Here is a 14,617-nt window from a genome sequence, read left to right on the forward strand (position 1 = left end):
CCCGATCAGGCGAAGGATTTGGCGAAAGCATCGAGCGCAGCCTTGAGCTTGCCCTTGATGTCGTCGCTGATGGCCTTGTCCTTGCGGATAGCTTCGAGAATGTCCTTGCCTTCGGAACGCATGTAGGTGAGCAGGCCCTGCTCGAACTTGCCAACCTGGTTGACAGGCAGCTTGTCGAGGTAGCCGTTCACGCCGGCGAAGATCACCGCGACCTGCTCTTCCGTCTTCAGCGGCGAGAACTGCGGCTGCTTCAGGAGTTCGGTCAGTCGTGCACCACGGTTCAGCAGGCGCTGCGTCGCAGCGTCGAGGTCCGAACCGAACTGGGCAAAGGCGGCCATTTCGCGATACTGGGCGAGTTCACCCTTGATCGAGCCTGCGACCTGCTTCATCGCCTTGATCTGAGCGGCCGATCCCACGCGGGAAACCGACAGACCGACGTTAACGGCCGGGCGGATACCCTGGTAGAACAGGTCCGTTTCGAGGAAGATCTGGCCGTCGGTGATCGAGATCACGTTGGTCGGGATGAATGCGGAAACGTCGTTGCCCTGCGTTTCGATGACCGGCAGAGCGGTCAGCGAGCCAGCGCCGTTGTCGTCGTTCAGCTTTGCAGCGCGCTCGAGCAGGCGGGAGTGCAGGTAGAAAACGTCGCCCGGATAGGCTTCGCGGCCCGGCGGACGGCGCAGCAGGAGCGACATCTGGCGGTAGGAAACGGCCTGCTTGGACAGGTCGTCATAGCCGATGAGGGCGTGCTTGCCGTTGTCGCGGAAGTATTCGCCCATCGCGCAGCCGGCGAACGGTGCGATGTACTGCATCGGAGCAGGGTCCGAAGCGGTCGCAGCAACGATGATCGAGTACTGCAGAGCGCCGCGCTCTTCGAGAACCTTCACGAACTGGGCAACCGTCGAACGCTTCTGGCCGATAGCGACGTAAACGCAGTAAAGCTTGTCGCCTTCCGGTCCGTTGTCGTGGATAGCCTTCTGGTTCAGGATCGTGTCGAGAATGATCGCGGTCTTGCCGGTCTGGCGGTCGCCGATGACGAGCTCGCGCTGACCACGGCCGACCGGGATGAGAGCGTCGATGGCCTTGAGGCCGGTAGACATGGGCTCATGCACCGACTTGCGCGGGATGATGCCCGGCGCCTTGACGTCGACGCGTGCGCGCTGCTTGGCATTGATCGGGCCCTTGCCGTCGATCGGGTTGCCGAGCGCGTCGACCACGCGGCCGAGCAGCTCCGGACCAACCGGAACGTCCACGATGGCACCGGTCCGCTTGACGATGTCGCCTTCCTTGATGTCGCGGTCGGAGCCGAAGATAACGACACCGACGTTGTCGGATTCAAGGTTCAGCGCCATGCCGCGAATTCCGCCCGGGAATTCGACCATTTCGCCGGCCTGCACATTGTCGAGTCCGTAGACGCGGGCAATACCGTCACCGACGGAAAGCACCTGGCCGACTTCGGAGACTTCTGCCTCCTTGCCGAAGTTTTTGATCTGATCTTTGAGAATTGCGGAAATTTCCGCGGCGCGGATATCCATCAGCCGACCTCTTTCAGTGCAAGCTTAAGGGTAGAGAGTTTGGTGCGAAGGGAAGTATCGATCTGACGGGAACCGACCTTGACGATCAGCCCACCGAGAATCGAGGGGTCGAGGGTGACGTTAACAGTCACGTCTTTGCCGGTGACGCCCTTGAGCGCCGCCTTCAATTCGTTCGTCTGCGCCGCGGTCAGCGCATGGGCCGAGGTCACGTCCGCAGCAATTTCGCCACGATGGCGGGCTGCGATCACGCGATAGGCCTTGATGATTCCGGAAAGGACAAACAGGCGGCGATTGGAGGCTACCACCTTGAGGAAATTGTCGACGAGACCCTTGATGCCGGCCTTTGCCGCAATTGCCGAAATAGCTTTCAGCTGATCTTCAGCAGAAAAAACCGGGCTGAGGATGAGGCGCTTGAAATCTGCGCTCTCGTCGATCATGGCCTGGATGCGATCGAGCTCCGCACCGACGCTCTCGGCCGAGCCAGCTTCAAGCGCGAGTTCGAAAAGCGAGGACGCATATCTCTCTGCAACACCGGAAATAAGCTGGGATGTGTCTGCCACGGGCACAAGCTTCTCTTATTTTCATTCAGAGCGGTTGCCTCTGGAGAAATCCACAGGCCCAAAACCCTGAAAACGTTGCGATTTTCTTCAGCTCCCACAGGCTCGACGGCCCGCTTTTTCTGAATTTCGCGGTTCGTCTAGCATACGAAGTCTGGACTCGCAACACGCGCAGAGCACGAATACGACAGAAGTCGACGAGACTCTGCGCAAAAAATGGCGAAATTGGATCAGGTTTGCACCGGCAACGGCGATGCTGACCGCAAGCTCAAAGGAATCCGAAGACGTAGGCAAGCGGCAGACCCGCCAATATGCCTTGGACGAAGAGGAGGATGAGGCTCTTCACGCCGAACGAGCGGTCCGACATCATCGAGAGGATGCGACCGAACGCCGCGAGGGCGAAAGCGCCGCCCATGGCGAGGTAGATCCAGCTTTGCGCCAGAAGAAGTGCGGCAATCGCAAGCCCTGCATGGAACCCGCCGATCGAGCGCGCGGCTGCAAGCCCTTCGCTGTTGCTGTCCCTCAGCTCCAGACCGCTCAACCGCAAGGCGAGACCGGGCGCGAAGAGACCGAGGAGCCCGATAAGCGCAGTCACCACCGCCGCCGAAAACGCCAGGAATTCACCGGTTTCCGTCGGCACGTAGAATTCCATGGGCTGATCTCCGGTTGCCTGCCATAAGTCCTTCGGCGTTATGGCATAGTTCGCACTTCCCCGGAACGTGGATCGCACGCTTATGCACCGGGATAAATGAAGGCGCGGAACGATCGCGACGATCAGCCTCCCCACGCGGAAAAGGTTGAATTCCCGCCCGCGCTTTCGGCATTCCCGCGAATCAGGAATGCGCTCCACCAGCAGCTTTGATGCCATTTCGGGTTGAGGACCGCTGAAAGCTCCGGCGGATCCGCCCTAGAGAAAGCTCTGCGGATCGATGTCGATCTGGACCTGGATACTGCCGCGCACCTTCGGCCCGCGCCCTACGGTTTCGCGGACAAAGGCCTGCATGTCGCTGTTGCGTCGGCCATGAACCAGCAACCGGAACCGGTGCCTGCCGCGGACAAGCGCAAGAGGGGCCTCGGCGGGGCCGAGGATCGAGATACCGGAGACGGCCGGCGCCGCCTGGCGCAAGCTCCGTGCATGCCCCTCCGCCTCGGCCCGGCTGTCGGCGGAGACGATGATCGACGCAAGCCGTCCGAAGGGTGGCAGGATCGCCTTCTCGCGCTCCCCGATCTCCCGCTCGTAGAAGGCTTCGGCGTCGCCTGAAACGATCGCCTGCATTACGGGGTGCATCGGCTGATAGGTCTGGATGAGGCCATGGCTCTTCAGTCCGGATCGGCCGGCGCGGCCCGTGACCTGCGACAGGAGCTGGAAGGTACGCTCGGCCGCTCGCGGGTCTCCGTTCGCAAGCCCGAGGTCGGCATCGACCACGCCGACGAGCGACATGAGCGGGAAGTTGTGCCCCTTTGCCACGAGCTGGGTGCCGATCACGATATCCGCCTCACCCTTGGCGATCGCCTCGAGCTCGAGCCGCAGTCGCTTGACGCCCATCAGATCGGAAGACAGGACGATCGTTCGGGCATCGGGAAAATGCTTCTCGACCTCTTCAGCGATTCGCTCCACCCCCGGCCCGCAGGCCGCGAGATGGTCGAATGTCCCGCATTCGGGGCAGACCTCGGGGGTCCTCTCCGCATAGCCGCAGTGATGGCACTGTATCTGCCCGCGAAAGCGATGCTCCACCAGCCAGCTCGAGCATTGCGGGCACTGGAAGCGATGGCCGCATACCCGGCAGAGTGTGAGCGGGGCATATCCCCGCCGGTTCAGGAACAGGAGTGCCTGTTCGCCCTTCTCGACGGTCTTGCCGATGGCGCGCAGCATGACTGGCGAGAGAAACCCGCCGCGCTGCGGCGGGTGTCGGCGCATGTCGACCAGGTGCAGGTCAGGCAGCGCCGCGTCGCCGAAGCGCGTCGGCAGGTGAAGCGTCCGATAACGGCCGACGTCGCCGTTTACCCGGCTTTCGACCGAGGGGGTCGCCGACACTAGGACGACCGGGAAATCTCCGATGCGCGCCCGGACGACAGCCATGTCGCGCGCGTTGTAGAAGACGCGGTCTTCCTGCTTGTAGGCGGGGTCATGCTCCTCGTCGACGATGACGAGGCCAAGTTCCTCGAACGGCAGGAACAAGGCGGAGCGAGCGCCCGCCACGACGCGAACGTCGCCGGTTGCCACCTGCCGCCATACCTTTTCTCGCGTACGCGGAGCGAGATCCGAATGCCATTCGGCGGGCTTGGAGCCGAATCGATCCTGAAAGCGTTCGAGAAAACCGGCGGTCAGGGCAATTTCGGGAAGAAGAATCAGTACCTGCTTCCCACGTCGGAGCGTCTCGGCGATTGCCTCGAAATAGACCTCCGTCTTACCGGATCCCGTGATGCCGTCGATCAGCGAGACGGCAAACACGCCTTCGCGGACGCTCTGCACCAGCGATTCGGCAGCCTCCGTCTGCGGTCCCTGCAGTCGCGGCTGCGTATAGTCGGGATCGGGTCGCGCGACGACCGGCGGCGGCGGCAGGAAAACGGTCTCGAAGCATCCTTGCAAAACGAGCCCGTCAATGACGCTGGAAGAGGTTCCGGCCGCATGCGCGAGACCGGATCGTGTCCACGGATGCCCTTCTTCTGCAAGGGACAGTACCCTCTCGCGGGCCGCCGTCACCCGCTCGGGTCTTGCCCCCGTGAAACGCAGCGCCTCGACCATCGGCTCGGGATCGAAGGCAGCCGGCGCGCGCAGCGCCATGCGCGCGACAAGCCCGGGCGGGGTCAGCGTGTATCCCGCGACCCAATCGAGAAAGGTCCGCATGTCCGCGGAAAGGGGCGGACAATCGAAGACCTTCTCGATGGGACGGAGCTTCTTTGGGTCGAGGGACCGTCACCACCATCGTCCCAGACGACACCGGACACCAGTCGCGGGCCAAGCGGCACCTGCACGATCGAGCCAGGCTCCACCGCCATGCCGTCCGGAACCGCATAGGAATAGGCTTGCGGTGCCGGCATGGGAACCAGCACCGGCACGCTGCGCACGGAAGGCGCATCGCCGAAGAGATCGACCGAATCGCTGCTCATGATCTGCGACCTTGCATGCGCCGGGCCGGGAAGAAAACGGGAAATGCGGAAAGCCAAGCCGCCTCGCGCGCAGGCCGATCGAGGCGCGCACCCTTCATGAAATCGATCCCGATGGCCGGCGTGAAATGCGGAAGCATGCCCTTCCCTACTCATTTCACCGAAACGAGGAAAGGGCAGTTTTCGACCGACTATCGCACGGCAAACGGCGTGTGCGGATCGCGCGCGAGTTCGAAGACGCTGTGGCGCTCGAGTGCGCGGGTGATGTCCACCGGGTCACCATCGAGTTTGTCGGGCGGGATGAGGTTGCCGACGGTGAATTCGAAGCGGTTACCCTTCTTGTTCAGAAGCTCGTGGAAGACGGTCATGTCGCGCAGTTCCGTGGACCACTTCGCCAGCCAGTAGAAGAGCCCCGAATTGCGGGCCTTCATATGGATAGGCAGGATTGGCAGGTCATGCTTGCGGGCAAGTGTCACGACCGAGGTCTTCCACGGCCGCTCCTTGAGCCGCCCTTCGGCCCAGTAGGCAATTCGCCCGGAGGGAAACAGGATGGCAGCCTTGCCGTCCGAAATCGCCCGGTTGGTGATCTGCAGCGTCTCGCGGGTTTTCAGCTTGCTCTTGTGCTCATCCCGCCACTCCACCGGAATGACCATCTCTACGATCCGCGGATTGACGCGGATGGCGTCGCGATTGGCGAAGAACATCATGTCCGGGCGCCGACGCTTGAGCAGGTCGAAGACGGCCACTCCGTCCGCTATGCCGGTCGGATGATTGCTCACGAGAAGAAATCCACCCGTCTTCGGGATCCGCTCTTCATTGCGAACCGCGATCTCGAGGCCAAGAATATCACTCAGGAATTCGAAAGCCTGGTATCCCGGCAGGTTCGCCACCGCATCCGCAAATTCGATCGCACGCCGGTAGTTGAGGATCGTGTAGACGAACGGCCTCAAGGCCGGCCACATCGGATGTCGCACGATGCGCGCGCCGCGCTCGGCGATGAGCGTATCCACGATATGACCCGGCTGGCCTTGCGAGACGAGCGCGAGGGTGTCAGCGAAGTGTCCGATCATCGTTGCCGAATCGCGCCTTGTCATGATGTGCCCGTTCGATTGCCGCCCAGATATGGCAACTCAGTGTGATCCTCAGATGACAGGCGGGCCGTCACCGTTAGCAAATCCCTAACACTGGCGCGTCACTATGACGGCTCTCTCTTTGGGGACCGACATGGATCAACTGCTAATCATCGCGGATTCGGAGCTCATGGCGGAGCGGCAGGTCTGGCTTGACGCTCTCGCCGAGGAACGCCGCCTGTCGGAAAACACGCTGACGGCCTATGAGCGAGATACCCGGCAGTTCCTCGGCTTTCTGACGGGTCATCTGGCGGGGCCGGCGAAACTTCGCGACATCCGCGAACTGCGCCCTGCCGACCTTCGTGCGTTTCTTGCTTCTCGCCGGCGCGACGGAGCGGGCGCGCGTACGCTCGGCCGCGGCCTTGCGGGCCTGCGTTCCTTCCTCCGCCATCTCGAAAGAAAGGGTCTCGTCAATGCAGCGGGTGCAGCGGCGGTCCGCTCGCCGAAGCAACCCAAATCACTACCGAAGCCGCTGACCGACCGGCAGGCGCTCGCCGTGGTCGATTCCGGCGAACAGCTGGCCGACGAACCCTGGGTCAGCCAGAGGAATGCCGCCGTTCTTGCCCTTCTCTATGGCTGCGGCTTGCGAATTTCGGAGGCTTTATCGCTGACGCCAGCGGATTTTTCCGGCACGCCCACTTCGCTGCGCATCGTCGGCAAGGGCAACAAGACGAGAATCGTTCCTTTGATCGAGGCGGCGCGCAAGGGCGTGACGGATTACATCGCCCTCTGCCCGTTCCAGCTGGCGGCCGAAGGGCCACTGTTCAGGGGAGCGCGCGGCGGACCACTCCGGGCGGCGATCATACAGCGCGAAATGCAGAAGTTACGCAGTGCACTCGGCCTTCCCGATACCGCCACGCCGCACGCGCTGCGCCATTCTTTCGCGACGCATCTGCTAGCAGGCGGTGGCGATCTGCGAACCATCCAGGAACTGCTCGGGCATGCAAGCCTCTCGACAACGCAGGTCTATACCGGTGTTGATTCCGCACGGCTGCTGGAGATCTACGACCGCGCCCATCCGCGTGCGTGACACCGGAAAAAGACGCTTTTGAACCCCATTGTTAAGGGAATGTGAGTGGCGACCTGGTAGGGTCGCGCGAGTATCATTCGGAGCATCGTGCATGGTCAGCTATGTTCATCGGGGTCGGGCGGCCGTGGCAAACGGCCTGGCGGAAGCCACACTGTGGCTGATGGCGGGGCTTCACGTTCTGGCCGCTCTATCGTTCGTCGCGGTCCTTTTCGCCGCGGCCCAAGCTGACGCCGCTGAAGAACCCGCAAGCTGCGGTGGCGCGAACATCCTCGCCGAAATTCAGGAAAGCGATCCGGCGATGTATCAGCGCCTCGTCGAGGAGGCCGGCGCCGCGCCAAACGGCAAGGGCATTTTCTGGAAGGTCGAGAAGGAGGGCACGGCCCCGTCGTACCTGCTTGGAACAATGCACGTCACGGACCCACGCGTCCTGGCGATGCCCGAGGCCGCACGCAGCGCCTATGCAGCCGCGTCGACGGTCGTCATCGAATCCGATGAGATCGCCGACGAGAAGAAGGCCGCGACCGCGCTGCTCGCGCATCCGGAACTCACGATGTTCATGGATGGGCGGACCATCACCGATCTCCTCGACAAGCACGACGTGGAAGTGCTTTCCGCGGGCCTGAAGAAGCGCGGGCTCTCGCTCGCTGCCGTTTCCCGGATGAAACCATGGATGCTCGCGAGCTTCGTAGCACTTCCGGCCTGCGAGCTCGCACGCAAAGCAGCCGGCGCATCCTTCCTCGACCAGAAGCTCGCGAAGGACGCGATAGCCGACGGCAAGACGCTGAAGGGTCTCGAAACGCTGCTGGAGCAAATCTCATCGCTGGACTCGCTGCCCCTGGAGCCGCAGCTCGAGGGCCTGGTTCAGACGGTAGCGCTCGGAGACCAGTTGAACGACGTGATCGAGACCATGAGCCAACTCTATCTCGCCGGCGATATCGGGATGATCATGCCGATGATGCGTGCGGCGGTGGCCGAGGATGAGGATGGCACCGGCTATGCAGACTTCGAGCAGCGCATCATCATCGATCGCAACCATCGGATGGCCGAACGGGGCGCGCCGATTCTCGACGGCGGAAATGTCTTCATGGCCGTCGGCGCATTGCACCTGCCTGGCGAAGAGGGCCTGATCGAGCTGTTTCGCAAACAGGGTTTCGTGATCACCAGGGTCCAATAGCGACTTCGGAAGAGCAGCTGTCAGGCAGACCGCACATTCGTGCAAAACGGGCGCAGGGTGGCGGGAACGATGCGCTTGTGCAGCGGGCCGACGAACAACAGGTAGACCCGGCCGAGCAGGTTCTTGCGGTGGACCAGTGTCGTGACACCGATGATCTGGCCGACAGCACCCTGCCTCGTGTCGACTACGATTCGGAAATCCAGATGACGGTCATCGAACCCGAGCACCGCCCTGTGCGGCGTTGCCTCGATCACTGGAAAACCGCCTGCACTCGCCCCTGCCTTCATCTCCACGGACCTCAGGCCGACAAGTGCCACCATGCGGTTTCTGAGAAACATCAGTCCACGAATCCACGAGGGCGGATTTTCCAACAGCCGGTACGCCGCATCGATCGGCGCCAGGCCGCCCTCGCGAAAATCGCCTTCGAAACGGTCACGCCAGTCGGCTGAGGGAAGTGGGGAGAGGAGATCGGCTTGCACGTGGGACGTCCTGTTTATGCCGAGCGGAGAATTTCTGCTGGTCGTGCAAAAGGAAATGGGACGAATCGCCGCCCCTGAGCCGAGACGCCAAGGAGACCTTCCCCCGCTCATCGCATCGACCGGTAGCTTCACGAAATGCAGAGAGCCCCGGTCCGTGCATGCCGGACCGGGGCTCTCTGCGGGGTATCAGTGGAAGACGATCACATATGGATCGGCTTGAAGAAGGCTGCGAGCGCCGCTTCCTTGACAGCCTCCGACATGGTCGGATGTGCATGGCAGGTGCGGCCCAGGTCTTCCGCGGAACCGCTGAATTCCATCAGCACGGCGATCTCGTGGATCATCTCGCCCGCGCCGAACCCGACGATGTGGCCGCCCAGCACCCGATCGGTATCCTTGTCCGAAAGGATCTTCACAAAACCGTCCGTCACCTGCATTGCGCGGGCACGGCCATTCGCGGTGAAAGGAAACTTGCCGACCTTGTAGGCGACACCGGCCGCCTTCAGTTCTTCTTCCGTCTTGCCGACGGAGGCGACTTCCGGCTGCGTGTAGACCACGCCCGGGATGACGTCATAGTTCACGTGTCCGGCCTGGCCCGCAAGGATTTCGGCAACAGCGACGCCCTCGTCTTCGGCCTTGTGTGCCAGCATAGGTCCGCGAACGACGTCGCCGATCGCATAGATCCCCTGCACGCTCGTCTGGAAGTGGTTGTCGATCTCGATGCCGCCGTTCCGGGTCATGACGACGCCAGCATCGGCAAGCCCGAGCTTGTCGGTGAACGGCTTGCGGCCGGTCGCGATCAGCACCACGTCGGCATCGATCGTCGCAGCCTCGCCGCCCTTGACCGGTTCGTATGTCACCTTGGCGCCGGCGCCAGACTTCTCGACCGCCGTCACCTTGGCGCCGAGCTTGAAATCCATGCCCTGCTTCGCGAGCATCCGCTGGAACTGCTTGGAGACCTCGCCGTCCATGCCGCCGAGGATGGTGTCGAGGTACTCGACGACGGTGACCTTGGCGCCGAGCCGCGACCAGACGGAACCGAGTTCGAGGCCGATGACGCCGCCACCGACCACGACGAGGTGGTTCGGCACCTTGTCGAGCGCAATGCCGCCCGTGGAGGATATGATCACCTTCTCGTCGATCTCGACAGGAACCCCGGGAATGCCTGCAACGTCGGAACCGGTGGCGATGACGATGTATTTCGATTCGAGGATCTGCTCCTCGCCCTTGTCATTGGTGACCGACACCTTGCCCTGGCCGAGGACCTTGCCGGTCCCCTGGATTCCGTCGATCTTGTTCTTCTTGAAGAGGAACGCGACACCGTCGACGTTCGCCTTCACCGTCGCGTCCTTGTGCGCCATCATCTTCTCGAGGTTCAGCTTGGGCTGCAGCCCCTCGATGCCGAGGGCATCCATGCCGTGAGCCGCGTGGGCATACATCTCGGACGCATGCAGCAACGCCTTGGACGGAATGCAGCCGATGTTGAGGCATGTGCCGCCATAGGTGGCGCGCTTTTCGACCACTGCCGTCTTGAGACCGAGTTGGGCCGCCTTGATTGCGCAGACGTAGCCACCCGGGCCGGAGCCGATTACGATGAGATCATATGCCATTGAAAATCCTTCCTGCGGAGCCGTTACCTGCCGCCGCTGACATTGAGAACGGCGCCCGTTACATAGGATGCCGCGTCGGAGATGAGATAGAGAATTGCCTTTGCCACTTCATCGGCCGTTCCCGGCCGCTGCATGGGGATGGAGGAAGCCATTTCGCGCGCACGATCGGGTGTGCCGCTCGCGATGTGGATGTCGGTATCGATGATCCCGGGACGAACGGCGTTGACGCGAATGCCCTCCGCCGCCACCTCGCGCGCGAGACCCACCGTGAAGCTTTCGATCGCGCCCTTGGTTGCGGCGTAATCGACATACTGTCCCGCCCCGCCGATCACGGCCGCCATGGAAGAGACGTTGACGATCGAGCCGCCCTTGCCGCCATGTCTGGTCGACATGCGGCGCACGGCCTCCTGGGCGCATCGGATCGAACCGATCGCGTTGACGGCGAACATCCGCTCGAGCCGTTCAACGGATATCTCATCAAGCCGCTGCAAAAGACCGGTTATCCCGGCGTTGTTGACCATGCCGTCAAGCCTTCCGAACGTCGCGTCCAAGGCTGAGAAAATCGCCGCAAGTCCGAGCTCGGTGCCGACATCACCCTCGATGGCGACTGCCGAGCCACCGTTTGCCCGTATCTCGGACACAACGGCTTCTGCCGCATCCGCGTTCGACGCATAGTTCACGGCGACCTGCCAGCCTTCGGAAGCGGCAAGCCGGCACACGCTGGCGCCGATGCCGCGGCTTCCGCCAGTGACGAGGAGAACGGGGTTGCCGGCGCTCATTGTCCGCATCCTTTCATCACGAGTACATCCCAGGGAGCGACGGTCGGCTTTTTCTCGTCCCAGATGGACGAATACCTGATCGCCGGCCCGAGGCCAGGAAACAGGAGCTGCTGGGCCGCTTGTTGATCTGCGGGCGGCAGGACGCCAACCACACCGGATTGCTCTACCGAATAGACGACGCCTTCCCAAACGGTGCAGGCGGCGATCTCGTCACCGGTTGCGTCACCTTCGGGGCAATTGTTCATGATCATCCCGCCCGGTCGAGGAACGTCGTCGCCACTTGTCATGACGATGCCGTCAAGAACGAGGCCGGAGCCCAGCACATGGACCTTGAAATGATGGCTGGTTGCGGCTGCTTGCGAACCGACGGGCTCGAAGCGGAACTCGTAGCCCTCGTCCCGGTCCTCGTAGATCGCCTTCTCCTGGCGGCACTCCACGGCATGTGCCTGGATAGGCGCGATTACCCCGGCAAGAAGGGCTACTGTCAGCAGTCGGAAATTCGAGGCCATCGCTCAGGCGGCCTTCTCGGTCGCGAGCTTGATGCCGAGCGCAATGAACACCACGCCGCTCGTGCGGTCTATCCACTTACTCGCCCGGCCAAAGGCAGCACGCATCCTCGGCGTCGTCATGAAGAGCGAGACGCCGACGAACCAGAGTATGAGGCACGTTGCCATCACCAGCCCGTAGCCGAATTTGACGGCCATTGGCGTATGGGCGCTGACCACGGTCGAGAAGATCGACAGGAAGAAGAAAACCGGCTTGGGGTTGAGCGCGTTGGCCATGAAGCCTAGGCCGAATGCGCGCAGCGCGGACTGGTGCCGGGCAACCGGAGCGCTATCGGCGCCACCCTCAACCGTAAGATCCGCCTTACCCGCTCTCAGCGCCTTGATCCCGATGTAGACGAGATAGGCGACGCCGCACCATTTGACGATGTTGAACAGATAGATCGACTGCGAGATCAGGAGGCCGAGGCCCAGGATCGTGTAGGTGACGTGAAACATCAGCGAACTGCCGATGCCGAAGGAGGTAATGATTGCCGACCGGCGCCCGTGGACGATCGACTGGCGCATCACCATGGCAAGGTCGGCGCCGGGAGACACGATCGCGAACGAGAAGATCGCCATCAGGGACATGAGCTCGAAGACATAGGGATGCATGACAACCTCTCCGGATGGGAGCCGCCGGCGGCGTCCCCTTGCGCCTTCAGAAAACCAGTGCCGCAACCATCATGAGGAGCCCGGCGGCAGCGAGCGTCCAGACCAGCGAACGGACGTATGGTACTCCCGCGAGATAGAGCGGCAAGTAGACGATGCGGCCGACGAACCACACCAACGCGCCCGCAAGTCCCCACCCCGAACGGTCGCCGACGATGACCAGCGTAAGCGCCAGTCCGACGAAAGCGGGATAGGTCTCACGGAAGTTGGCGGCGGCCCGCTCGGCCCTGCCGGCGAGAATGCCGACCGGGCGCCTGTCTCCGTCACGCGGTCCCGCATTCCACGCGGACCCGAGTTCCCGCGTGGAAAGCATCGCCTGCAGCACGATGTGAACGAAGAGCAGCACCGCGCTCCACGCCACGAGCGCGGCCAGAGGCGAAAGGGTCGGCACCGCCTGCTCCATGTTTCGTCCCTTAGAGGTCCAGAACCAGACGCTCCGGATCTTCCAGGCTTTCCTTGACCCGTACGAGGAACGTCACCGCTTCCTTGCCGTCGACCATGCGGTGGTCGTAGGACAGCGCCAGATACATCATCGGACGGATAACGATCTGCCCGCCGACGACGACCGGACGTTCCTGGATCTTGTGCATGCCAAGAATGCCGGATTGCGGGGCGTTGAGGATCGGCGAAGACATCAGCGAGCCGTAGACGCCGCCGTTCGAAATCGTGAAGGTGCCGCCCTGCATGTCGTTCATGGAGAGCTGGCCATCGCGGGCGAGCTTGCCGAGGCGACCGATGTCCTTCTCGATCTCGGCAATCGACATCTGGTCCGCATCGCGTACGACTGGGACGACGAGGCCCTTGTCGGTCCCGACGGCCACACCGATATGGCAGTAGTTCTTGTAGATGATGTCGGTGCCGTCGATCTCTGCGTTGACGGCCGGAATTTCCTTCAAGGCGTGCGTGACGGCCTTGGTGAAGAAGCCCATGAAGCCGAGCTTCACGCCGTGCTTCTTCTCGAAGATGTCCTTGTACTTGTTGCGCAGGTCCATGACCGCCTTCATGTCCACCTCGTTGTAGGTGGTCAGCATGGCGGCCGTGTTCTGCGCATCCTTCAGGCGCCGTGCGATGGTCTGGCGCAGGCGGGTCATCTTCACGCGTTCCTCGCGCGGCGCATCGGCCTCAGCGGAGGGAGCACGCGCGACAACCGGCTGGGCGACGGCGGGAGCAGGGATGCCCTTGGCGACGGCAGCCAGGACATCACCCTTCAGCACCTGTCCACGCTTGCCGGAACCCTCGACCTGATCGGCGGAGAGATTGCTCTCGGCGAGAAGCTTTGCGGCGGACGGGGCAGGCGGCGTAGCCGAAGCCGGGGCTGCGGCGGCAGCGACGGGCTGGGCAGCGGCCGGCGCCGCGTTGACGGCCTTTGCAGGCTCGGCGGCAGCAGCTGGTGCGGCGGCACCGGCGGCAGCACCCTCTGCGATCTGTCCAAGAAGCGCGCCGAGGCCAACGGTTTCGCCGTTGGCTGCAACAATCTCGGTAAGAACGCCGGAAGCGGGAGCCGGTACTTCTACAGTTACCTTGTCGGTTTCGAGTTCGAGGATCGGTTCGTCGGCCTTCACGGCATCGCCGACCTTCTTGAACCAGGTGCCGACGGTGGCTTCGCTGACGGATTCACCGAGGGTCGGGACGCGGATTTCAGTAGCCATTGTTCAAGTCCTGAGGTGGTTATGGTTGAATATCTTGTCGGTTACCCGGCCAGGTCCGGCCGGAGAATAAGTGATGGCATTGGCGAAACATCGAAACGGAAGCCGAGACCCGCGCGAATGACAGGATCCTCGCCCGCAAGTGCCTCGGCCTCGGCGAAAGTCGCGACTTCGACCACCGCCATGCCCCAGGCGCCCTCTCCTTCGAAGACAGGCCCGACGGCGATGGCCGTGCGTGCTGCTGCCTTTTCCCGCCAGTAGGCCGCGTGTCTGTCGAACGCGGCCTTCTCCAGTTCGTTTGCATCATGCGGAAAGCGTGGGCGCGGCGGCACGAGTTTCAGATGAAAATATGCCATCG

General features: G+C 62.7%; 14 protein-coding genes and 1 pseudogene. 2 read left to right on the top strand and 13 right to left on the bottom strand.

Annotated elements, in window-relative coordinates; genetic code table 11:
- Window positions 1–5 precede the first annotated feature (5 nt).
- The 5 genes and pseudogenes from atpA to F3Y30_RS01755 form a co-directional block, all read right to left on the bottom strand.
- On the bottom strand, window positions 6–1,535 hold the full coding sequence (gene atpA, locus F3Y30_RS01735) for a F0F1 ATP synthase subunit alpha (protein ID WP_203424866.1): 1,530 nt from the start codon (window positions 1,533–1,535) through the stop codon (window positions 6–8).
- Entirely contained in the window at window positions 1,535–2,101 is a 567-nt protein-coding gene (locus F3Y30_RS01740; protein WP_203424867.1) for a F0F1 ATP synthase subunit delta, read from the bottom strand. Before F3Y30_RS01740 ends, atpA begins: the two co-directional genes overlap by 1 nt.
- Before the next feature lie 259 nt (window positions 2,102–2,360).
- Window positions 2,361–2,744: a DUF4345 domain-containing protein gene (locus F3Y30_RS01745; protein ID WP_203424868.1), complete on the bottom strand. Its 384-nt coding sequence runs from the start codon at window positions 2,742–2,744 to the stop codon at window positions 2,361–2,363.
- A gap of 255 nt (window positions 2,745–2,999) precedes the next feature.
- A pseudogene (locus tag F3Y30_RS01750) lies at window positions 3,000–5,203 on the bottom strand (primosomal protein N').
- Between the two features lie 188 nt (window positions 5,204–5,391).
- The gene (locus tag F3Y30_RS01755) at window positions 5,392–6,294 is read right to left on the bottom strand and encodes a 1-acyl-sn-glycerol-3-phosphate acyltransferase (RefSeq protein ID WP_203424869.1); all 903 of its coding nucleotides are present in this window, start codon (window positions 6,292–6,294) and stop codon (window positions 5,392–5,394) included.
- A 130-nt stretch (window positions 6,295–6,424) separates the two neighbouring features.
- On the opposite strand from F3Y30_RS01755, the gene F3Y30_RS01760 reads away from it, so the two are divergent.
- Window positions 6,425–7,360 (top strand): tyrosine recombinase XerC, encoded by a 936-nt coding sequence (locus F3Y30_RS01760; protein ID WP_203424870.1) that lies wholly within the window; start codon window positions 6,425–6,427, stop codon window positions 7,358–7,360.
- Between the two features lie 91 nt (window positions 7,361–7,451).
- A complete protein-coding gene (locus F3Y30_RS01765) occupies window positions 7,452–8,534 on the top strand; it encodes a TraB/GumN family protein (RefSeq protein ID WP_203424871.1) in 1,083 nt (360 codons plus the stop codon).
- Window positions 8,535–8,554: 20 nt separating this feature from the next.
- Here F3Y30_RS01765 and F3Y30_RS01770 read toward each other — a convergent pair whose 3' ends face one another.
- The 8 genes from F3Y30_RS01770 to F3Y30_RS01805 form a co-directional block, all read right to left on the bottom strand.
- Complete coding sequence (locus tag F3Y30_RS01770; RefSeq protein WP_246752845.1) at window positions 8,555–9,013, bottom strand: DUF2867 domain-containing protein; 459 nt, start codon at window positions 9,011–9,013, stop codon at window positions 8,555–8,557.
- Window positions 9,014–9,213: 200 nt separating this feature from the next.
- A complete protein-coding gene (gene lpdA / locus F3Y30_RS01775) occupies window positions 9,214–10,620 on the bottom strand; it encodes a dihydrolipoyl dehydrogenase (RefSeq protein ID WP_203424873.1) in 1,407 nt (468 codons plus the stop codon).
- 23 nt (window positions 10,621–10,643) lie between these two features.
- Window positions 10,644–11,399, bottom strand: coding sequence for an SDR family oxidoreductase (locus F3Y30_RS01780; RefSeq protein ID WP_203424874.1), 756 nt, complete (start codon window positions 11,397–11,399; stop codon window positions 10,644–10,646).
- Window positions 11,396–11,908 carry a hypothetical protein gene (locus F3Y30_RS01785; RefSeq protein ID WP_203424875.1) on the bottom strand — a complete coding sequence of 171 codons (513 nt, stop codon included), beginning with the start codon at window positions 11,906–11,908 and terminating at the stop codon, window positions 11,396–11,398. Before F3Y30_RS01785 ends, F3Y30_RS01780 begins: the two co-directional genes overlap by 4 nt.
- A gap of 3 nt (window positions 11,909–11,911) precedes the next feature.
- Window positions 11,912–12,556: a LysE family translocator gene (locus tag F3Y30_RS01790; RefSeq protein WP_203424876.1), complete on the bottom strand. Its 645-nt coding sequence runs from the start codon at window positions 12,554–12,556 to the stop codon at window positions 11,912–11,914.
- A gap of 46 nt (window positions 12,557–12,602) precedes the next feature.
- Window positions 12,603–13,016: an MAPEG family protein gene (locus F3Y30_RS01795; RefSeq protein WP_203424877.1), complete on the bottom strand. Its 414-nt coding sequence runs from the start codon at window positions 13,014–13,016 to the stop codon at window positions 12,603–12,605.
- 10 nt (window positions 13,017–13,026) lie between these two features.
- The gene (gene odhB, locus F3Y30_RS01800; protein WP_203424878.1) at window positions 13,027–14,262 is read right to left on the bottom strand and encodes a 2-oxoglutarate dehydrogenase complex dihydrolipoyllysine-residue succinyltransferase; all 1,236 of its coding nucleotides are present in this window, start codon (window positions 14,260–14,262) and stop codon (window positions 13,027–13,029) included.
- A 41-nt stretch (window positions 14,263–14,303) separates the two neighbouring features.
- Complete coding sequence (locus tag F3Y30_RS01805) at window positions 14,304–14,615, bottom strand: YciI family protein (RefSeq protein WP_203424879.1); 312 nt, start codon at window positions 14,613–14,615, stop codon at window positions 14,304–14,306.
- Between the last annotated feature and the right edge of the window lie 2 nt (window positions 14,616–14,617).

It is taken from the genome of Sinorhizobium sp. BG8 (genome assembly GCF_016864555.1).
GTDB lineage: Bacteria > Pseudomonadota > Alphaproteobacteria > Rhizobiales > Rhizobiaceae > BG8.